The 20,726-nt window shown below is 67.2% G+C and carries 20 protein-coding genes; 12 read left to right on the top strand and 8 right to left on the bottom strand.

Annotation, left to right across the window (positions count from 1 at the left end):
- The first annotated feature begins 25 nt into the window (after nt 1–25).
- Genes KF745_01620 through KF745_01630 form a run of 3 tightly spaced genes read left to right on the top strand, consistent with a single transcriptional unit; the run spans nt 26 to nt 3,195 of the window.
- Nucleotides 26–1,528: an alpha/beta hydrolase gene (locus KF745_01620; protein ID MBX3357104.1), complete on the top strand. Its 1,503-nt coding sequence runs from the start codon at nt 26–28 to the stop codon at nt 1,526–1,528.
- 60 nt (nt 1,529–1,588) lie between these two features.
- Entirely contained in the window at nt 1,589–2,785 is a 1,197-nt protein-coding gene (locus KF745_01625) for a PQQ-dependent sugar dehydrogenase (protein ID MBX3357105.1), read from the top strand.
- 17 nt (nt 2,786–2,802) lie between these two features.
- On the top strand, nt 2,803–3,195 hold the full coding sequence (locus KF745_01630; GenBank protein MBX3357106.1) for a transcriptional repressor: 393 nt from the start codon (nt 2,803–2,805) through the stop codon (nt 3,193–3,195).
- A 25-nt stretch (nt 3,196–3,220) separates the two neighbouring features.
- Here the strand turns inward: KF745_01630 and KF745_01635 are convergent, their stop codons facing one another.
- Nucleotides 3,221–4,630: an MBL fold metallo-hydrolase gene (locus KF745_01635; GenBank protein ID MBX3357107.1), complete on the bottom strand. Its 1,410-nt coding sequence runs from the start codon at nt 4,628–4,630 to the stop codon at nt 3,221–3,223.
- Between the two features lie 153 nt (nt 4,631–4,783).
- Here KF745_01635 and KF745_01640 point away from each other — a divergent pair, with 153 nt between their 5' ends.
- Nucleotides 4,784–5,896, top strand: a complete 1,113-nt coding sequence (locus KF745_01640) for an MBL fold metallo-hydrolase (protein ID MBX3357108.1) — start codon at nt 4,784–4,786, stop codon at nt 5,894–5,896.
- 7 nt (nt 5,897–5,903) lie between these two features.
- On the opposite strand, the gene KF745_01645 is transcribed toward KF745_01640, so the two are convergent.
- The 3 genes from KF745_01645 to KF745_01655 form a co-directional block, all read right to left on the bottom strand.
- A complete protein-coding gene (locus KF745_01645; protein ID MBX3357109.1) occupies nt 5,904–8,609 on the bottom strand; it encodes a protein kinase in 2,706 nt (901 codons plus the stop codon).
- Nucleotides 8,610–8,678: 69 nt separating this feature from the next.
- Complete coding sequence (locus tag KF745_01650) at nt 8,679–9,416, bottom strand: hypothetical protein (protein ID MBX3357110.1); 738 nt, start codon at nt 9,414–9,416, stop codon at nt 8,679–8,681.
- 147 nt (nt 9,417–9,563) lie between these two features.
- On the bottom strand, nt 9,564–9,983 hold the full coding sequence (locus tag KF745_01655; protein MBX3357111.1) for a helix-turn-helix transcriptional regulator: 420 nt from the start codon (nt 9,981–9,983) through the stop codon (nt 9,564–9,566).
- A gap of 81 nt (nt 9,984–10,064) precedes the next feature.
- Between KF745_01655 and KF745_01660 the strand changes: the two genes are divergently transcribed.
- The 5 genes from KF745_01660 to KF745_01680 all read left to right on the top strand — a co-directional run bounded on the left by KF745_01660 (nt 10,065) and on the right by KF745_01680 (nt 12,746).
- Nucleotides 10,065–10,214, top strand: a complete 150-nt coding sequence (locus KF745_01660; protein ID MBX3357112.1) for a nuclear transport factor 2 family protein — start codon at nt 10,065–10,067, stop codon at nt 10,212–10,214.
- Nucleotides 10,215–10,250: 36 nt separating this feature from the next.
- Nucleotides 10,251–10,391 (top strand): hypothetical protein, encoded by a 141-nt coding sequence (locus KF745_01665; protein ID MBX3357113.1) that lies wholly within the window; start codon nt 10,251–10,253, stop codon nt 10,389–10,391.
- Nucleotides 10,391–11,194: an SDR family oxidoreductase gene (locus KF745_01670; GenBank protein MBX3357114.1), complete on the top strand. Its 804-nt coding sequence runs from the start codon at nt 10,391–10,393 to the stop codon at nt 11,192–11,194. The genes KF745_01665 and KF745_01670 overlap by 1 nt, the downstream gene beginning before the upstream one ends.
- Before the next feature lie 231 nt (nt 11,195–11,425).
- Nucleotides 11,426–11,620, top strand: a complete 195-nt coding sequence (locus KF745_01675) for a hypothetical protein (GenBank protein MBX3357115.1) — start codon at nt 11,426–11,428, stop codon at nt 11,618–11,620.
- 439 nt (nt 11,621–12,059) lie between these two features.
- Nucleotides 12,060–12,746 (top strand): hypothetical protein, encoded by a 687-nt coding sequence (locus tag KF745_01680; GenBank protein ID MBX3357116.1) that lies wholly within the window; start codon nt 12,060–12,062, stop codon nt 12,744–12,746.
- A 488-nt stretch (nt 12,747–13,234) separates the two neighbouring features.
- Here the strand turns inward: KF745_01680 and cls are convergent, their stop codons facing one another.
- Nucleotides 13,235–14,689 carry a cardiolipin synthase gene (gene cls / locus KF745_01685; protein MBX3357117.1) on the bottom strand — a complete coding sequence of 485 codons (1,455 nt, stop codon included), beginning with the start codon at nt 14,687–14,689 and terminating at the stop codon, nt 13,235–13,237.
- 67 nt (nt 14,690–14,756) lie between these two features.
- Here cls and KF745_01690 point away from each other — a divergent pair, with 67 nt between their 5' ends.
- On the top strand, nt 14,757–16,271 hold the full coding sequence (locus tag KF745_01690) for a prolyl oligopeptidase family serine peptidase (GenBank protein ID MBX3357118.1): 1,515 nt from the start codon (nt 14,757–14,759) through the stop codon (nt 16,269–16,271).
- On the opposite strand, the gene queF is transcribed toward KF745_01690, so the two are convergent.
- The 3 genes from queF to KF745_01705 form a co-directional block, all read right to left on the bottom strand.
- Nucleotides 16,258–16,662, bottom strand: coding sequence for a preQ(1) synthase (gene queF / locus KF745_01695; GenBank protein MBX3357119.1), 405 nt, complete (start codon nt 16,660–16,662; stop codon nt 16,258–16,260). The genes KF745_01690 and queF overlap by 14 nt on opposite strands.
- Nucleotides 16,663–16,671: 9 nt before the next feature.
- Complete coding sequence (locus KF745_01700; GenBank protein ID MBX3357120.1) at nt 16,672–17,730, bottom strand: tetratricopeptide repeat protein; 1,059 nt, start codon at nt 17,728–17,730, stop codon at nt 16,672–16,674.
- Between the two features lie 117 nt (nt 17,731–17,847).
- Nucleotides 17,848–18,816, bottom strand: coding sequence for a deoxyribonuclease IV (locus tag KF745_01705; GenBank protein MBX3357121.1), 969 nt, complete (start codon nt 18,814–18,816; stop codon nt 17,848–17,850).
- Between the two features lie 88 nt (nt 18,817–18,904).
- Between KF745_01705 and KF745_01710 the strand changes: the two genes are divergently transcribed.
- On the top strand, nt 18,905–19,621 hold the full coding sequence (locus tag KF745_01710) for a hypothetical protein (GenBank protein MBX3357122.1): 717 nt from the start codon (nt 18,905–18,907) through the stop codon (nt 19,619–19,621).
- 28 nt (nt 19,622–19,649) lie between these two features.
- Nucleotides 19,650–20,459 (top strand): SDR family oxidoreductase, encoded by an 810-nt coding sequence (locus tag KF745_01715; protein MBX3357123.1) that lies wholly within the window; start codon nt 19,650–19,652, stop codon nt 20,457–20,459.
- The last annotated feature ends 267 nt before the right edge of the window (nt 20,460–20,726 follow it).

Here is a 20,726-nt window from a genome sequence, read left to right on the forward strand (position 1 = left end):
TCGAGCATACCGGAGTCTTTACCTGATGGCACCACGCTGGTTCGTTCCTTTGATCTCATGGATCCTTGCGCCCGCCCTCGCCCTCGCCCAGCCCGGGCCCGAGGCAGAAACACAGCACTGGGCCGGCACTATCCAGCTCCCCGGTGGCGCCGCCATCGAAGCGGTCTTTACGCTGATCCCCGTTCCCCCCCAGCCGGACTCACTCGACGCCGGAGCGTGGGTCGGCACGATGGACATCGCTCCGGCCCCGGGCATCGGCGGCGCAGTCGCCGTCCCCCTCGAACAAATCGAGATCACCCCTACCGAACTCCGCTTTGCCATGCGTTCCCCCGATGGCAGTCGCAACCTGGTCAATGCCACCCGCGCGGACGGGGCCGAGACCGCCGAGGGCAGCTTCGTGGTCGGAGAGGCAACCGCCCTTCGTCTCGCGATGAAGCGGGTCTCACCCGAGGCCGCCTTGCTCCTCGTCCCTCGCAGGCCCCAGCAGCCCCGGCCCCCGTACCCCTTCAGGGCCGAGGACGTCGCCTTCGACCAGGGCGACGTCTCTTCCTCCATTGCGGGCACATTGACTCTTCCCGACGGCCCCGGCCCCTTCCCGGCGTTGATCCTCCTGAGCGACGAGGGCGCCCAGGGCCGGAACTTCGACACCGAACTCCACCAGCCCTTCACGGTCCTCGCCGCCTCCCTTGCCCGTTCCGGGTTCGCGGTGCTCCGCTGCGATGATCGCGGCGTCGGGCGCTCCGCCGGCGACTACTCCTCCGTCACGACAAGCAGCCTCGTCGACGACGCCCTCTCGATGACCCGCTTCCTCGCGGGCCGCAAGGACACCGACCGCTCACGCATCGGCCTCATCGGCGTCGGAGAGGGGGCCACCGTCGCCGCGCTCGCGGCCGCGAAGGCAGCCGACCCGTCCATCGCCGCCCTCATTCTCATCGCGCCGCCGGCACTCCCCGGCGCCGAGCTCGTCGCCGCGCGGGAACTGCGAGCCATGCTCGGCCAGGGCGAGGACCCCGACTACGCCGCGGCTCGGCGCGACCGCCGCTTGGCGCTCTTCCGCGCCGTCGCCGAGGGCGCCGACGAGACCACCCTTCTCGCCATGATCAAGGCCGATCTGCAGGCCATGATCGACACCAACCGCGCCGACATCGTCGGGCTCAACGCCTCGACCATCAACGAGTTCGCCAGCGAGTTCTACATGTCCTCGACCCGCCCGCACCGGCGCGAGTGGCTCGGCGCCGATCCGCTCCCGGCCTATCGGGGCATCCGCTGCCCCGTTCTTGTTCTCGCGGGAGAGCTCGACACCGTCATCCCAACCGACGACAACCTCCCCAGGGCCGAGGCCGCCATCCGCCAGTCGCCTGCGAAGGACGTCACCGTGACCCGGCTCCCCGGTCTCTCCCACCTGTTGCAGCCCGCGGTCACCGGCTCTCCGGAGGAAGCGATGCAGATCGAGACCACCATCGACCCCGCCGCGCTCGACGCCGCCGCGTCGTGGCTTCGCGCCCGGATGATGCCCCGGCAGCCCTGAGCCCTCCGCCTGCGTGTACAGTTCGCCGCCGCCCAATCCCGTCTGCCCCGGAGACCGACCTTGACCCGATACGTGCTCCCGCTCGTCCTCGCCGCTGTGTTCGCGTCGTTCCCGGTTGCCGCGAACGCCCAGCTCCTCCCAGCGGTCGTCGACGGCTTCAAGGTCCGCCCGGGCTACGAGGTCACCGTCGCGGTCCAGGACCTCCCCGGGGCACGCTTCCTCGAGGTCGACGACCAGGGCACCGTCTACTGCTCCCTGCCGCGATCCGGCCAGATCGTCGCCCTCAAGGACACCAACGGCGACGGCACATTCGACTCGCGCACCATCTTCGTCGCCAACAAGCCGCTCGTCCATGGCCTCTGCTTCTTCGATGGGTGGCTCTGGTTCGCCACATCCGGTTCGATCCACAAGGCTCGCGACACCAACGCCGACGGCGTCGCCGACGAGGTTGTCGACATCGTCCCCGCAGGCTCCATGCCCCGCGGCGGGACGCACTGGTGGAGATCCCTCCTCGTCACCCCCGACGGCCTCTACACCTCCATCGGCGACGGCAGCAACATCTCCGATCAGACCAAGACCGACCGACAGAAGATCTGGTCCTTCTCCCTCGACGGCTCCGGCAAGCAGCTCTTCGCCAGCGGAATCCGCAACACCGAGAAGCTCCGCATCCGCCCCGGCACCAGCGAGATCTGGGGATTCGACCACGGCTCCGACAACTTCGGCGAACCCCTCGGCGACCGCCCCGGCATCGACCAGCCGATCACCGATCTCAACCCGTCCGATGAGTTCAACCTCTACACCAAGGGTGGCTTCTACGGCCATCCCTTCATCGTCGGCGACCGCATCCCCCGCTACGAATACCGCGATCGCGCCGACATCCACGACCTCGCCAAGAAGACCATTCCGCCGCAATGGAAAGTAGGGGCCCACTGGGCCACCAACGGCTGGTGCTTCATCGATCCGGCCATCAACGATCGCACCGGCGCATTCCCCAAGGACCACAACGGTGACGCCTTCGTCGCCTGCCACGGCTCGTGGAACTCCTCGCTCCGCGTCGGCTACTGCATCGCCCGTGTCCTCTTTGATCCCACCACCGGCCGCCCCTACGGGCTCCTCAAGGTCGTCGACACCATCGATGCCGGCGACAACGTCGCCGCGCGACCCGTCGATTGCGTCCAGATGCCCGACGGCTCCATCCTCTTCAGTTCAGATCAGCCCGGTCGTATCTACCGCCTCCGCGCCACCCCCTCGAAGTAGGCCACCCTCCTCAGCCGATGCCCCGCCACGCCCCAATCCGCGAGACCCGACAGCGCCAAGCCATCCGTGAGGTGCTCGACGCGGCCGACCGTCCCCTCTCGCCCCTCGAGGTGCTCGGGCACGCCAAGTCCAAGGTCCCCCGCCTCGGCCTCGCTACCGTCTATCGCACCCTCAAGGCCCTCGTCGATGAGCGGTGGCTCGTCCCTGTCAGCATCCCCGGCGAATCGCCCCATTACGAGCGAGCCGGCAAGGCCCATCACCACCACTTCCATTGCCGTGGCTGCGGCGGCGTCTTCGAGGTCCACGGCTGCCCCGGAGACCTCAAGCCCCTCGCCCCGCAGGGTTTCCGCGTCGAGGGCCACGAACTGATTCTCTACGGCGTCTGCCGCCGCTGCCGCGCCGCCTCCTGATTCCCGCTCCGCCGAAACCCGCCCGCTAGAGGTCGATCGACTCCCCATACACCGGCAGGTGCGTCCGAAACCCCAGGTCCCGCTTCAGCCGCGCCGCGAGCGCCTCGCGCTGGCGATCCTCGCCGTGCGTCAGCAGCGTCGGCGGCTTCGACGCCTTCATCGCTGAGGCCCACTCCACCAGTGTCGACTGCCCTGCGTGCGCCGAGAATCCGCCCAGCGTGTGCACCTTGGCCCGCACCTCGATGTCCGCCCCAAGCACACGCACGTTCTTTGCTCCATCCACCAGCCGCCTCCCCAGCGTCCCGCGCCCCTGGTACCCGCAGAACAGCACCCGCGTGTTCGGATTCGCCAGCCGGTTCTTGAGGTGGTGCACGATCCTCCCGCCCGTGCACATCCCCGATGCTGAGATGATGATCGCCGGCCCCGAGATCCCGTTGAGCGCCTTGCTCTCATCCGCAGTCCGCACGTAGTGCAGCCCGCGATACTTCAGCGGCCTGATCCCCTTCGCCAGCAGGTCCTGCGTCTCCTCGTCCGCCCCGCTCGCGTGCGACCGGTACAGGTTCGTCACCTCCAGCCCCATCGGGCTGTCGACGTAGATCTCCAGCTGCGGCAGCGTCCCCGCCCGTTCCAGTTCCCCAAGGTGGTAGACCAGTTCCTGCATCCTCCCCACCGCAAACGCCGGGATCAGCACCACACCCCGATCCGCGGCGGCCTCCGACAGAACCCGCGCGAACTCCTGAAGCGTCGCATCCAGCCCCTTGTGGTCCCTGTCGCCGTAGGTCGATTCCAGGATCAGCCAATCCGCCGCGGTCGGCGGCACCGGGTCCCACAGCATCGGCGCCCCGATCGGTCCGAGGTCCCCTGAGAACACCACCACCACCGACCTCCCTCCCTCCCTCAGCGTCATCTCCACGCTGGCCGCCCCGGCGATGTGCCCCGCACGCAGAAGCCGCACCTGAACCCCCTCGGCGACCTCCACCGGCTCGTCGTACCTGGCCGTCGAGAACCGTCTCATGAACCTGGCCACGTCGGCCTCACCGTACAGCGGCCGGTCCGCCATCGCCGATTGCGTCGGCTTCCCGCGCGACCGCCGCTCCGCATCCATCGCCATGATCCCCGCCGAGTCCTTCAGGATGATTCCCGTCAGTTGCTCCGTCAGTTCCGTCGCCCACACCCGGCCACGGTCCTTGCTCGGCTCCGCATACCCGCCCTCCTCAAGGATCGGCATCCGTCCGCTGTGATCCAGGTGCGCGTGCGTGAGCACGACCGCATCCAGAGCGCCAAAGTCGATCTCCGGCAGCCGGTGGTTCTTCTCGTCCGCGTCCTGGTCACCCTGAAAAATCCCAAAGTCCAGCATGACCCGCGACCGGCCGCACTCGACGGAGTAGCACGACCCCGTCACTTCCCCGGCCGCACCAAAGAAGGTCAATCGCATCCTGCTCTCCTTCACCCGGCCGTTGCCCTACCGAACCTTCCGAACCTTCGCCGCCTCACAACGTATCAGATGAACGCGTCGAGCGCCCCAATCCGCTCCACGCGTCCCGCCGACGGGAACCGGACGATAATGTCCTCCGGAGAACGTCACCTCGTGAGCCCACACCCCAAATCGACCGACGTTCCCAAGCAGAACCGAGGAGTTCGTCTGAACGGGAACCGACTGCAGCGTGCCGCCGCCATGACCGCCTCCGGCATGCGCCGCTATCCGAAGGAGGTCATCGCCTCCCTCCGGCGTCGCGCCGGCGTCGGGCCCTTCGGCCTCTCCCCGCTCAATCAGGCAACACCACTCGCCGACTGGGCCTCCCACGATCTCGCCGCCGTCTGGCTCGGTCACGCCAGCGTGCTCCTGCGCATCGGTGGTCCCGACGGCCTCACGATCCTCACCGACCCGGTCTTCTCCGAGCGCGTCGGCGTGAAACTCGGCCCCGTGACCGTCGGCGTCGGGCGATTGGCCCCCGTTCCGATCCCCATCGATCAACTCCCCGCGGCCGACCTCGTGCTCCTCTCCCACGCTCACTTTGACCACCTCGACCGCCCGACCCTCAAGCGGCTCGTTTCCGACCAGACCGCCGTCATCACCGCCCGCAAGACTTCCCGCCTCATACCCCGCGGCTTCGGACGGATTGTTGAACTCGACTGGTCCCAGCAGATCGACCTCCCGGCCCCCGATGGCCGCTCGGTCTCCATCTCCGCCCACCGCCCGGCCCACTGGGGCGCCCGCTTCGCCTGCGACCGCCGCCGCGGCTTCAACTCGTACCTCATCCAGTCCCACGGCCGCCACTCCACCCGAGTTCTCTTCGCCGGCGACACCGCCCACACCCACGCGTTCGACGGCCTGGGCGCCGTCGATCTCGCGATCTTCGGCATCGGCGCCTACGACCCCTGGGACCACGCCCACGCCAACCCCGAGCAGGTCTGGTCCATGTTCAGCAGGATGTCCGCCTCCGATCCCGCCCGCGGCGTCCTGCTCCCCATGCACCACTCGACCTTCAAACTCAGCGAGGAGCACGTCGACGAGCCGATGACCCGCCTCCTCGCCGCGGCGGGCGAGCAGGCCCACCGCGTCGTCGGCCGCAGGATGGGCGACCTCTGGTCCGGCCTCTCCCACGCGACCAGCACCATCGGCCGTCTCGCCGCCCGCGTCTCCAGCGCCATGCCCACCTCGGCCGCCGCTTGGCTCTCCCACCTCCGCCACCACGCGTAGTCGCCGATCAGCGTCGGCCGACCCACACACCGGCGAGCCTGTCGTGCAGGCCTCGGGCAGGACTTCGGAGTGCCGAGACGGCGATGACGATCGCAACCGAGAAGGCGACGGCGCCGAGTATCGCGGCTTGATTGAATGGGATCCAGGTCCCGTTTGCCATCGCGATGACGCCAAGCACGCCGGTGGGCACGACAACGGGGAGCCACATGATCGCGCTCCTCGCGAGCATCCGCGACCGCGAGGCCCGGCCACACTCAGTCACCACCTCCAGGCCGAAGGTGGTCAGTCCGGTCGACTTGCGCCAGAACGCAAGGATGAAGTCGAACAGGGCTATGGAGTTCATCATCACCAGCACGGCGATCGCGGCTCGTCCCGCCCAGGTCATCGGTCCCGCGGACGGGTCGGTGTTCGCGGCGATTCCCAGGAATGTCGCGACGGAGGCGTAGCCCGGGATCACGAACAGCGATGCGCCGCGCAGGCCGCGGCTGATGTCGGCCGGCTTGTTGAGCAAGCCCTTCAGCGTGCCCGCGAGAAACGTGAGCTTCTCGAATGAGCGAGATCGCAGGTTCTGCAGCGCCGGCCGGGCATGCAGGGGCACGCTCAGGGGGTCAACATGATCCGCGACACGCTGAAGGAACTGCTGCTGGCCGTCGAGACTGTCCACGGCGACCGACTCCCCGGGGTCACCGGCGCATGGCCACGGTGAATCGAGCAGCATCGCGCGCCCATCATCAGTGATCCAGACCTGGCCAAGGCTGTACGACGCGGCCAGCGTGTCATCACGCTCGGCCGATCGGAGTTCGACGGCGAGGTCGTGCAGCCAATACCTCATCGTGGACCATGGCACAAGGCCTTGAGCCACCCGCTCGCAAAACGACGCGCCGCGATCGGCCTCATAGGCATCCCAGACTTCACCTTCTGTTTCGATTTCCTGCAGCCAGCGCGCTCGGCCCGGGCGAGCCGCCGCCCGCCGGGCTTCCGATACCGGCCTCCCGTTGTGACGGATGAGCCAAACCTGCCGGCGCAGCTCCGGGTCGTTTGCCTGGAGCCACTCTCCCGGTGTGACGTTCGAAGTGACGCGGAACGGGCCGATGCACAGCCCAGAGTCGGCAGTCTCTTCAGGGTCAGCCGCAGCGGCCTCGGCGGGCCGCCGGCTGCCCCGCGGCCGAACAACGACTCGCGTTCCGGTAAGCAGGTCCCACGCCGTCGCGAAGCCGTTGCTCCGGCGGGCGGGCATCCAGAGCAGCGCCGCGATCCATGGGCAGAACGTCGCGAGCCCGATGAACAGCATCAAGTTGAGGGCCGTCCATTCGCCGTCCGGCAACAAGGCGACGGAAAGCGGAATGCGGACGCACTCGATGGTCGCGATCGGGATTGCAATCCGGGCCAGCGCCCGGCCCATCCCGGGAGCGCGCCCATCCTTCGTGACCACACGGAGGCTCAAGATCCACTTGCCCAGACCCGCGCCCCAGATCCCCTCGGTCACCGCGAAGTAGCCAAACCCAGCCGCGAACACGAGCAGGTAATACCGCCAAGCCGCGAAGCTGAACTCGTACAGCGGCCGGATGAAGAGCCTCTCGGGACCGACGGCGATCATCAGCGTTCCGTAGGTTGGCATGAACGCGGTCAGGTAGTCGATCCAGCCCGCCGCGGTGCGCTGTGATTGCGTCGCCGGCTCGGGAACGACCGAGCTGAACGGCAGCAGCGCGTTTCGGAGCGAGGCGTAGTCCGCAAACCTACCGGCAGGCTCCTTCGCAAGGCATCGTGCAATGACCTGTGACAACCCCGGCGGCACGCCGTCGCGGAGCTCCGCCACGTCCGCCGGCGGTGTATCGATCACGTTCGCGACCACCTGCACGGCATTCGCGCCCTCGAACGGTGCACGAGCGGTCAGCAGCGCAAAGAGTGTCGCGCCGACCGAATAAATGTCCGATCGTGCATCGACATTGTCGCCCCGGAGTTGCTCCGGTGAAGCGAACGCCGGCGTTCCCATGACCCCGCCGGTCTGCGTCATGAAGCTGTCTGCAGACGGGAGTGTCGAGACGGACAACCCGAAGTCACCGACCTTGACGGTTCCATCCGGCGATACGAAGCAGTTGGACGGCTTGATGTCCCGGTGCAGAACCCCCCGATTAAGCGCGGCTTCGAGCCCATCGATCACGCTCAGTGCCGCGTCAACGGCTTGCGTCACCGGGAGCGGGCCGCGCCGGTCAACTGCGTCCTGCAGCGTGCCACCGGCGGCGATCTCCATCGTGATCACGGGCATGCCGCCGATCTCCTCGCTGCCGAACACATACAGGCTCGAAGGGTGGTTCACGCGAGCAGCGAGCCTGCCCTCCCGAAGGAACCGCTGGCGCATCTCGGGCGAGTCCAGGCTCTGAGCGAGCAGCTTCAGGGCAAGGCGCCGGCCGCTTGAACGCTGCACGGCTTCGTACACCGTTCCCATGCCGCCGCGTCCAAGGATCGCGACAAGCGTGTAGCCGCCCAGCTCGTACGGGAGTTCAAATGAGGCCCGGCCGCGATCGTGCCGCGGAGCCGTTGGGCCAAGGGGCTGCGTCTCGGCGTCGTTGTCAACCGGAGCGGTGCGGGCACCGGCCCGCAGGACCCCCGACATCAGACAGGCTGCGCACATCCCCTGACCGCCAGGAGCGTCGAGCACGACCCCGCAGCCCGGGCATCGGTTCGGGTCAGTTGTTTGGGTTGTGCTATCCATGGTGCGCCTCCCAGTGGGTTGGTTCACCACTTCCTGACGGGGCCGAGACCAGAGATTACAGACGCTCGCTCATTTTTCTCTGAGCACCGCGATGAGATACCGCAGCTCGTCATCAACGTCCGCCTCATGAGCAACGGTCCGCGCGACGGCCTCACGCACGAGGGCGGCGTACCGCTGCCGGAGCCGATGGATGGCCACTGCGGCAGCGTTCTCGGTCATCCCAAGCCTCCCGGCGACGCCCGATCTGTCGGCGATCTCACCCGTCAAAGCCGGCCGCAACGCCGCAAACTGGTCCGCCCTGCCTCGGCCCGACCACTCGGCTTCAAGTGCCTTGAGCGCCGCGGCGGTCGTCTCCTGGGCCCAACTCCGATCGAAGGCCCTGTCCGCATCCGCGGGCGACGCCGAGCGTGCACCCGCGCTGATGCGGGACTCCATCTCGGAGATGTCGCCCTCGATGAACCGCCGCCCGCCGCCGCGCTTCTTGGACTCTGCCTGCTCCCGCGTATTGGCCATGAAGTGCTTCATGGCGCCGAGGAGATACGAACGAAATCGCCCACGCTCGCGATCTGCTCCGCCCAGGCCGCCGGTCTCGATGATCCTGGCCAGAAAGGCCTGCGTGATGTCCCGAGCATCCTCGGCGGCGTACCCGCTGAGTCGGGCAAAGGCGTACAGCGATCGCCAATACGAGCCGCAGAGGTGCTCAAGGGCCTCCCGGGCACGCCCATCGGCGACGTCATGCCGTCGCGGGAGTGCAGCAATGAGGCTCCAGTGCGTGGTGTGGAACCGGGATGAGCCATCGGGCACCATGGAGAAGCCTAGTGGCACGGAGCGGTCGGCGTGACCGCGCGCAGCCGGCTCTGGTCGATGCGAGGCCAGCCATCGCATCGCATCTCGACGTGCCCTGTGATCGCAGTCTTCGCGCACAGCGACCGCTCAACCAACAGACGGCGCCGGTCAGCTTCCCTTCTGCTCGTTCGACTCTTCCTGCCCCCTCCCCGCCAAGGAGTCCCGCAAGGACGCCCATTTCAACAGCGCATCCAGCGCCGGACACAGCGCTTGCCCGAAACGCGTCAGCGCGTATTCCACTTTCGGCGGCACCTGAGGATGAACCGTGCGCCGAACGATCCCATCGCGCTCCAACTCACGCAGCTGCTGGATGAGCATCTTCTGCGAGATGGCCGGGATGGCTCGTTCCAGCTCTGAGAAGCGGAGCACCGGATTCACGAACAGGTGAAAGATGATCACCAGCTTCCAACGGCCCTCGAGCATCTTCAGGGCCCTTTCGGTGTCCTGAGCGGCATCCGCCGCGGCGGATGGGCCGCGATATACCTTACCTTTTGGACTGTACCATACCTTTTTGTTGGTACTTGTCATTCCAGCAGTGTATCTCTAGCCTGCGTTGGTCGCAACGAGGCGTGAAGGCCTGGCTCGACCAGCGCGGCAAGGAGCACCAGCATGCCACCAACCCTGCCCCCGTGTGTTGCCGACTACTTCGACGGAGCGAACAAGCACGACGTCGATGCCGCCGTCGCCGCGTTCGCCCGCGATGCAGTGGTCACGGACGAGGGCCATCGATACAGCGGACGCGATGCCGTGCGCGAATGAATCGAAAAGACAACCGCGAAGTACCGCCCGACATTCGTGGTCAAGACGGTTGCTGACCAAGCGGAGACGACGGTCGTCACGGCCGGTGTGTCGGGCACGTTCGCGGGAAGCCCGGTTGATATCCGCTACCAGTTCATGCTCAATGACGGGAAGATCACCCGACTGGAGATCCGATGATGGCCGATACCCCACAGTTCGCGACCGACCCGAAGGAGTTCGCCGGCAAGCGAGCTCTGGTTACAAGCGGCACGCAGGGCATGGGCGAGGCGATCGTTCGCCGCCTCACCGCCGGCGGGGCGCTCGTCGCGACGACTGCCCGCTCCGCCTTGCCCGAAGGACAGAAGCCGTCCCTGTTCGTCCAGGCCGATGTCGCGACTCTCGAGGGGGTGGAAACGGTCATCGGCGAGATCGATGCCCGCATGGGCGGGGTGGACATCCTCATCAACAACGTCGGTGGATCCTCCGCGCCCAGTGGAGGGGTCCTAGCGATGAGCGATCAGCACTGGCAGGTCGCGTTCAACCTCAACCTGATGGCAGCCGTCAGGTTCGATCGCCACTTCATTCCGGGAATGCTCCAGCGCCGCTCCGGCGTCATCATTCACATCACTTCGATCCAGCGCCGCCTGCCGCTGTACGAGGCGACGCTCGCATACGCCGCGGTCAAGGCCGCGCTCACGACCTACAGCAAGGGGTTGGCAAACGAGGTCGGACCCAAGGGAGTTCGCGTCAACACGGTTGCGCCGGGCTTCATCGAGACCGCGGCGGCAAAGCGCCTCGTAACCCGCCTCGCGAGCGGATCCGGGACGACTGAGCAGGAGGCCCGCCAAGGCCTCATCGATTCGCTGGGCGGAATCCCGATCGGTCGCCCGGGACGGCCGGAAGAAGTCGCGGAACTCGTGGCGTTCCTCGCCTCCGACCGGGCCGCTTCCATCCACGGGAGCGAATACGTGATCGACGGCGGCACCGTGCCGACGGTCTGATGATGAGCACATTCGGGGATGCGTGCTACGGTTGACAGGATGACCAGCACGGATTCATCGAACTCGCCATGGGCTGCGCTGGGACGAACCATGCGGCCGCCCCTTCTTCCTCTGTGCATGCTTCTGCTGTGCATGCTCGCCGCGGCCGGTTGCTCAACAGCGCCATCCGTTGGCGGCGGGACTGCAGCGCACAGCACAAGCGAGCGCACAGACGCGCAGAGTCGCTGCTCAATGAGCTTCCGCGATCTGTTTGTTGCCGCCAAGGGGCGCGAATGGACCGAAGAAGAAGTGCTGGAGTTTCAGGCCTTCGACCAGGAAGGCAAGAACCGCATGGTCAAGCAGCTCGCGGCCGAGGCGGGCGGTATCCGAACCGAAGATCAAGTCGGGACCGACGGCGTGGTCTATACCGCGTTCTGGAGGGAGTAGAGGCTCTCTGGCAGCCCCCCTCGCGCCGCCCCAAGCGGCAAGGCTCCGAGTGACATGTACGCGCTCTGCTGGAACTATTCGCACATTGGGGCTCAAGACGACGTACTACCTGCACTCGCGAGCCGCGATGCCTCACGACTGTCAGGTGGAGAAGTCATCGACCGACATGAATCAAGCATGGGGGAGCGGGGGACGCAGCCGAAGTGGATGAGGAACCGGTCGGTGTCGGCGAGCGTGCCGGGAGGGGCGCAACCACAATCGCCGTCATCGTCCGAGCCTTCGTCTGCATCATCCGGAATCGAGCCAAGGCCGAGGCAGAGATGGCCGTCGTCGACCCCGATGTCGAGAGCCAGCCCCATCATCGATCTCGTCTGCAATACATGCCAGTAGGGCACCCGCGGGGAAACACTCCGGCGCAGTCGACCTTCTATTATTGTGCATGCGGTACTACGTGTATGTGTCAAAAGCGAAGATCGACATGCTGTATCCCCAAATGGACCCGGGGATCACCAAGACAATCAAGTCGTCGCTCGAAGCGTCGATTCCAGGAATCTTCAAGGCCGCTCGTGAGGAACAGCGGACCGCCAACGCCCGACCGACTGAGTACATCGCCAAGCTTCTTGTACTCGAAGAGTACATGAAGCGAGTGTATACACCGGGCAAGCCCGGCGAGAACTGTCGGTTAATGAGCGGCAGTTTTTCCGCAAGGGTCTTCAACTATCGGTGGAACAGCATCCTATTTGTTGGCCAGGCAAATGGCCAGACCATTGCGCTGTCTGGATCCCGCGATCATCTTGTTGGGGCACGACCACTAGCTAGCAAGGACGACAAGGATGACGGATTCCTTCCGTCCTTTGGACAGCACGTTCTCAGTGTGATTGAGGAAATGGGAAAAGAGCACCATCCAAATTGGAATATCGATGACGCGGGGAAGATGCTTGAAGATCGCTCTTGCGTTACCCGCGTGGAGCGGCCTGCTTGGGCTCGCGTTTTGGATGGATACCGCAATCAATCTGTGCCACAGGCCCAGACATTCCAGTTTTTTGCCTATCAGTTTGCAGGCCACTCGGGGTACTGGCTAGGCACGCCGCTTTACCTCGCTCAAGGTGCCGACACACGCCAATAGGTTTGGTGCCACTGGCGGCGCTTTGTCTGCAATGCAGGGGCTACCGTCCCTGCAACCCCGCCCGGAGAAAAAGCCGGGGGTCGCGGCGGTGGTCGGCGCGGCTTGGTCTTTTCGGGGGATAGAGGTGCCGGAGGAAGGGGCTTCCCCTTCCTCCGGCATCAGCGGACCCTTGAAAGCGACCGTCGACGGGGCTACGGCCTTTATTGGGCCTGTTCCACGACGAAGCAGAGGTTCCCCCCGGCGCAAAGTGGCCGCCCGATGTGTTGTCGTCTTGATCGTCGATGCGGCCTTCCCCGCTCTCTGCGGCGAGGCCGCAGCCTCCGGGCATGATCACCGATTGCGCGACAGAACATCCCGCCAGTTCTAAGGAGCGTGCAGACGCAAACCGTGCGGGCGAACGGTGCCCAAGACGCGTCCGAATCGACATCGCTGCTCGACGACGTGAGCGCGTCGAAGGATGTCGGCGGTCGCCCTAGCCGGCCGCTCTGCTACAGCAGCGGCCCAAGCATCCGCGCCGCGTTCTCCATCGCCTTCCGCGCCAACGGCCGCCGCCGCCACGACTCCAGGTCCAGCTCCACGCTGCGGTTCATGTAGTCCGTCTGCAGGAACCGCATCACGCTCGCGAACTCCGAGTCGTACACCAGCAGCGTGATCTCGAAGTTCAGCCAGAACGAGCGGATGTCGATGTTCGCCGAGCCGATGATCCCGAACACCCGGTCCGCCGTCAGCATCTTCGAGTGCAGCAGCCCCCCCTGGTACTCGTAGATCCGCACGCCCGAGTCCATCAACTCCTGGTAGTACGACCGCGCCGCGGCTCCCACCACGGGCGCATCGAGCACCGCCGGGACCACCAGCGTCACCCGCACGCCGCGCATCGCCGCCGACCGCAGCGCCGACACCACCGCCGGGTCCGGCACGAAGTACGGAGTCGTCAGGATCAACTCCTCGCGCGCGGTGTACATCGTCCCCAGCAGCGCCTGGTGGATCACCTCCGGCGACGGCCCCGGCCCCGACGGCACCACCTGCACCACCGAATCGTCCGCCGCCGGTTCCGGAAACTCCGGAAGGTACCGGCGCAGCTCCCGCACATCCTCATCACCGTCCAGTTGCCAGTCCATCAGGAATGTCAGCCCCAGCGCCTGCGCCGCCGGCCCCGTCACCCGCACCGAGGCGTCGATCCACGGGCCTGTCTCCCGGTGCGGCTTGGCCCGGAACGTCTCGTCCGTGATGTTCTGGCTCCCCGTGTACGCGATCTTCCCGTCGATCACCGCGATCTTCCGGTGGTTCCGCAGGTCGATCCGCGCGAACAAAAACCGCAGGAAGCTCACCGGCAGCGATTCCACCACCTGCACCCCGGCGCTCCGCATCATCTGCGGCAGTTCGCTCTTGAAAAACGCCCATCCCCCGACCCCGTCCACCAGCACCCGGCACGCGACCCCCCGCCGCGACGCACGCATCACCGCCTCCGCCACCGCGTGCCCCGCCGTGTCCGGCATCCAGATGTAATACACCAGGTGGCACGACGACTCCGCGCGGTCGATGTCCGCGATCAGCGCCGCGATCATCTCCGCGTTCCGCCCGAACAGGTCAAGGTGATTGCCCCGCAGCGGCGGCAGCCCCGTCACAGCCGTCCCGAACCGCGCCACCTGGTCGAAGACGTTCTCCCCCTTCGCCCACGGCAGGTTCCGGTGCAGCCACAACCCCACCGCCATCCGGTCCATGCCCGCCGAGAGTTCCTCGTGCCGCCGCAGCCGCAGCCGGCCCAGCCGGCTCTCGCCTACCAGTAGGTATACGAACGGCCCAACCACTGGCAGGAACAGCAGCACCGTGATCCACGCCAACGCCACCGACACCGGCAGCCGGCGCGATACCACCCTGATCAACAGGACGATCCGCACCGCCGCGTCGATGAGCCAGACCTGCCACGGGATCCACGTCAACACCGTATTGACCCCGTGAGAGCCGACCTTTCCCGCAACCCCTCGCCGAGCGCACCCTTATCGTACATGGATGCCGCGACTGCTGCTCATCGCCGCCGCACTGCTCCTGGCCGTCTTCCCCGCACCGTGCGACGCCCAGCGGGTCTTCAACGTCGCCAGGTCCAGGCCCGAACGGGTCGTCGTCTCGCTCTCGGAGCAGGACCCGCTCCCCTTCCTCGATTCCTCCTCCACCGAACCGGGCATGACCGCCCGCCTCGCCGGCATCCTCGCGGTCCTTGAGTCGCAGGACGATCTCCGCCGCCTCTACGCGTGCGTCGGTCCCGACTCTCCCGCGGCGAGGACCCGCCAGGCCCAGAGCGACGACACCTCCACCCGCCTGTACGTCTTCCACCTCTACGCCCGCGATACCCGCCGCCGCATCGAGATCCGCCGAACCTTCGACGGCCAGATCTTCGCCCAGCCCATCGACGTTGACGACAACGAGTCCTCCTCGCCCCACCGCCTCAAGGTCGATGCCTTCTCGCTCCTCGCCGCGCAGTGGAACCCGTACCGCGGCGACCTCGCCTCCTCACCCCCAACGCCCGCGCCGGCCCCCTCCATCGAGCCCGGCCGCCAGGCCACGCTCGACCAGCCCTACGAGCCGGGCCTGTTCACCATGGACCAGCCCACGCTCAGCGAGCGGTTCTTCTCTCGCCGCTCCTCACGTTTTCCGCCCGCCAAGCGGATCCTCGCGCACGAGACCATCAACATTCGGCTCCCATCAGGCGGCGTCGACCCCCGCTCTCCGGCCGGTCTGCTCGTGTGGATCGATCCCAGCCCCGGCGGCAACATCCCCCAGTCCCTCGGCCCCGCGCTCGATCACCTCGGTTTCATCGCTGTGGCGCCGATGAACGCCGACAACCAGCGCCCCGTCGGCGACCGCCTCCAGCTCGCGCTCGACGCCGTCGCGACCGCCATGGACCGCTACCACATCGACAGGCGCCGGATCTACGCCTCTGGCCTCTCCGGCGGCGGCAAGATGAGCGCCCTGCTCTGGGCCGGCTTCCCCGAACTGTTCGCCGGCGCCATCCCGGTCGTCGGCTTCGAGTTCTGGGAGAAGATCCCCTCCTCACGGCCCGGCCAGCCCTACCGCGCCCTCATCGCCCGCCCCGAGCCCCAGCGTCTCGACCTCATCAAGACGCACCGCCTCGCCCTCATGACCGGCGCCAAGGACTTCAACCACGAACCCATCGCCGGCGCCGCCGAAATCCTCGGCAACCAGGGGTTCGCCTCCCACCTCTACGACTTCCGCGATATGGGCCACGAAGTTCCCACCGCCGACCGTTTCACCGAGGCCATGCTCTGGCTCGATCACCCCCGTCGCTCCCTCCTCGAGCAGCAAGCCGGGGAGGCCCAGTCCCTGCTCGATGCCTACGCCAAGGGCTCCGCGCCGCCTCCCCCGACCACCGACGCGCAGCGAGAAGCCCTCATCAACATCACGAGAGTCGGGCCATGGAGCCCCGCCGCGTGGAAAGCCGCGGAACTCCTCGGCGCCGCCCAGCCCTCACCAATGAACGCCACCCCGCCCGCGACTACCGCCCCCTGAACTGCTCCGGCACCCTCCCGTGCTCGGCGCGGATCACCGACCGAATCCCCCCGCGCCCACGCCAACTCGTCGCCACCTGCAGCCACACCGGATTCATCAGCCGCACAAGGTCCTCGCGGATCCGGTGCGTCACCGCTTCGTAGAAAATCCCCTCGTTGCGGAACGACTGGTAGTACAGCTTCAGCGACTTGAGCTCCACGCACCCCCGGCGACCCGCCTTCGTCCCCGCCGCCGCCGGGCAATACCGCAGCGTCACCTCGCCAAAGTCCGGGTGCCCTGTCTTCGGGCACAGCGACGTGAACTCCTCCGATACGTGCTCGATCACGATCGAACTCGCGCCGCCAACACCCCGCGGCGTCTCGAACGCCTCGAGCACCTTCACATCAGGCATCCGCGCACCTCAGCGATTCGTGTACCGCGTCACCAGTTCCAGGATCTTCGGCTGGTTCGGGCTCACCTGCAGCGACTTCTTCAACGCCGCAATCCCCTTCTGGTGCGCCGTCGCGTTCTTGTAGTCCGACTTGATCCACGCGTTCAGGTACGACACCCCGACCCCGTTCAGCCCCGGCGTGTAGTCCGGCGCCATCGCCACCGACTTCTCGAACGCAGTCAGCGCTTCGTCGTACTTTCCCAGCTGGAACGCCACGTACCCCAGCCGCTCCCACACCGCGCCCGACGGATCGCTCTCCGCCAGTTGGATCAGCGTGTTCCGCATCTCCTCGAACCGCCGCAGCCGCCCGTAACTCTCCGCGAGGTTCAGCAGCAGCGACGGCGTCAGCTCCATCAACTCCGCCGCCTGCTGGTACTCCTGCACCGCCTCCTGGTGCAGGTTCATCGCCGCGTAGATCGCCCCCAGGTTAAACCGCGCCGGCCCGTTCCGCGGCTGCAGCTGCACCGCCTTCCGCCCGTACTGCAGCGCCTGGCTGTTCTCGTCCAGCTGGTAGTACGCCGCCGACAGGTTCAGATTCGCCTTGAAGTCGTCCGGCTTGAGGTTCAGCGCGAGCAGATACGCAGAGATCGCCTCCGACACCCGCTCCATCATCTGCAGCATCAGCCCGTTGAGGTACTGCGCATCGAAGTTCCGCGGGTCGGTCGAGGCCGCACGCTCGTACAACTCCTGCGCCCGGCCCCAGTCCTTCTCGGTCCGGAACAGGTCCCCCATCCCCATGAACGCCGACGTCTCGCGAGGATTGATCTCGATCGCCCGCCGGAAGTCCGCCAGCGCCGTCTCGCGGTCCCCGCGCCGCACCGCCTCCTCCGCCTCCTTCACCAGCACCTTCGACCGGTCCTGCGGCGACTTCGCGATCAGCCCGCCCCCGCCCGACCGATCCGCCGTCGACGGCGACGCCGTCTCCCCGTTCCCGCCGCACCCCACCGCCACGACACACCACACCGCGGACGCCAGCCACCCGGCTCGAACCGCACGCATCCGAGCCCCGCTGGTGTGTCGCTGCATCATGGTCGTCTGAGCCCTTGCCTCTTCCGTCCCCTCCGTCCCCGCCCTACGTACTGCCCCATCCGCCCCCGGGGTCGAAAATATACGCCCCGCCCTCGCTCCCTCCGCCCGGACACCCGGTTATCGACCGACCGCCCGGCTCTTCCGCACTCCTGCCCCGCCCTTGGCCCCCGATACGGGTGCCGTCGCCGCCTTCTTTCCCGCCACCTCCCGCACCCCCGCCGCCTTCCTCAGCACCCGCAGGTTCACCGTGTCCCACGCCACTCTTTTGTCGGCCTCTCCCTTGGGCGTCTCAAGGATCATCGGCAGCGCCGCCAGCTCGGTCCGCCCCAGGACCCCCGCAAACCCCTCCTCGCCGATCGTCCCCTTCCCGATGTGCTCGTGCCGATCCAGCCGGCTCCCGCACGCCCCCTTCGAATCGTTCAGGTGCAGCACCCTCAGATTCTCGATCCCGCACACCCGGTCAAACTCGTCCAGCACCGCGCCCGCTTTCGCTCGCCCCGCCATGTCATACCCCGCCGCGTGCGCATGACACGTATCGAAGCAGAACCCCACCCGCCCCGCCTCCCCCGTCGCCTCCACGATCATCCCGCGCAGCCTCGCCAGGTCCTCAAACCCCCGCCCGATCGTCGATCCGCCCCCCGCCGTGTTCTCCAGGCACGACACCGTCGCGTACCCCTTCGTCCGCCGGAACAACTCCCGATACGCCGCGGCGATCCGCCCCAACCCCTCCTCCAGCGTGCTCGTCGTGTGCGCACCGGGATGGTGCACCAGCCGCCCGATCCCCAGCCGCTCGCACCGCTCGATCTCCTCCTGCATCGTGTCGATCGACTTCTTCCACAGCACATCATCCGGGCTGGCCAGGTTGATTAGATACGACGCGTGCGACACCAGCCGCGCCGGCTCCTCGCCCCACCCCAGCCGCTTCACCTCGCCCCGCCACTCCGTTACCACCCCCTCGTTCAGCGGCGGCGGTGTCCACTGCTGCTGGTTCTTCGTGAACACCTGCACGCAGTCCAACCCCAGCCCCTCGGCCTCCCGAAGGGCGTTGCTCATCGAACCCGCGATCGACAGATGTGATCCAAACATCCCTCACTCTACGCCCACGCCGTCCCCCGCCACCCGCTTCCAGTGGCTCTGTTGGACATCCCCGCCGCCTCCGGCCGATCTTGTCAGCATGCCCCGCCCGCTCCTCATGCTCCTCGCGGCCGCCCTCTTCGCCGCCGCTCCCGGCTGCAAGTCCACGCCCACCACCGGCCCCTGCCCCATTGTCTACCGCTTCGAAAACGTCCACCGCCAGGGCGCCAAGGACGAGTGGCTCGACATCATCAAGGTCCTCAACCGCTACACCGTCAAGCCCGTCCCCGCTCCCAAGGTCACCGACGTCAAGACCCTCCCCGGCAAGGCCGAGGTCCGCACCTGCGAGGTCGCCGTCACCCTCCCCTCCATGGCCGATATCGCCGATGTCGAGCTCGAACTCCAGAACCTCAACGAAGCCCGCCGCGGCGCCCACAAACTCGAGTTCTCACTCGACCGCGCCGTCATGACCTACCGCTCCAACTTCGTCGCCGCAGGCCTCGACGTCACCCTCCGCGGCATCACCAACCCCGGCTTCATCGTCGGCGTCTTCCTCGACCCCGCCGACTACCCCGTCGTCACCCGGGCCACCCGCTCCGGCAACTGGTCCATCCCCATCTCCGCCGTCCCCGAGACCCGCTCCATCTACGGCTACTCCCGCGACCCCGACCGCTCCGCCCGCACCCGCTACTTCGTCATCGACGTCAACACCATGCGCCAGGAGTTCGTCAGCAAGTCTCAGTACATGGCCGCCGTCGACTTCGACCCCGACAACCAGCCCCCGCCCAAGCCCACCGCCAAGGCCGACGACTGGTAGCCCCGCCCGCCCCGCGTACGCTCCTTCCATGAGCGACCTCTCCAACCGCACCGCCATCGTCACCGGCGCCACCGCCGGCATCGGCCTCGCAATCGCCCAGGCCCTCGCCCTCCGCGGCTGCCGCCTCGTCATCAACGCCCGCCGCGCCGACAAGCTCAACACCCTCGCCGACCAACTCAATACCTCCCCCTCCGCCGGCCCAGTCCCGCGCGTCGCCCCCGTCGCCGGCGACGCCGCCGAGCAGCCCGTCATCGACGCCATGCTCGCCGCCGCCTCCCGCCTCGCCCCCTCTAGCCCAGCCGCCGCCCCCATCGGCGTCGATGCCGTCATCGTCAACGCCGGCCGCGGCCTCGCGGGCTCGGTCGTCACCTCCGACCCAGGTCAGTGGGAGGAGATGATCCGCACCAACGTCCTCGCCGCCGCCCGCCTCATCCGCTCCGCGGCGACCCGCATGCTCGAATCCCTCGCCGCCACCCCCTGGCGGTCCCACCCGCGCGACATCATCGTCATCGGCTCCATCGTCGGGAAGCACGTCTCCCCCTTCTCGTCCATGTACGGCGGCACCAAGTTCGCCGTCCACGGCATGACCGAAGGCGTCCGCCGCGAACTCGCCCCCAAGGGCATCCGCGTCACGCTCATCGCCCCCGGCTTTGTCGTCAGCGAGTTCCAGGGCGTCGCTGGCTACGAGGAGCAGTGGTTCAAGACCGTCGTCGACAAGATCGGCCCCGTCCTCGAACCCGCCGACGTCGCCCGCGTCGTCCCCTTCATCCTCACCCAGCCCCCGCACGTCCACATCGGCGACGTCATCATCCGCCCCACCCGACAGGACTACCCCTGAGCCTGCGAACCCTCTTCTGTCGCTCTCCTGTCGTTGCTTTCCTTACTTCCGACTCTCTTCCTCCGTCTCCACTTCGTGTACCGCATCCTCAGCCCGAAGGGCTGCCAGTCCGTAGCCTGGGGTGAAGCGAGAAGTCCTCGACGATCGACACCCCAGGCCCGCTGTCTGTCCTAAGCGGGGGGTGCCGGGGGGCGGCAGCCCCCGGCATCTGAAACCCGCTCGTGCCCCCCGCATCAGTGGTTCGTGCGCGACCCGGCGTCCGGTATG

The organism is Phycisphaeraceae bacterium, from assembly GCA_019636655.1.
Lineage (GTDB): Bacteria > Planctomycetota > Phycisphaerae > Phycisphaerales > UBA1924 > JAHBXB01.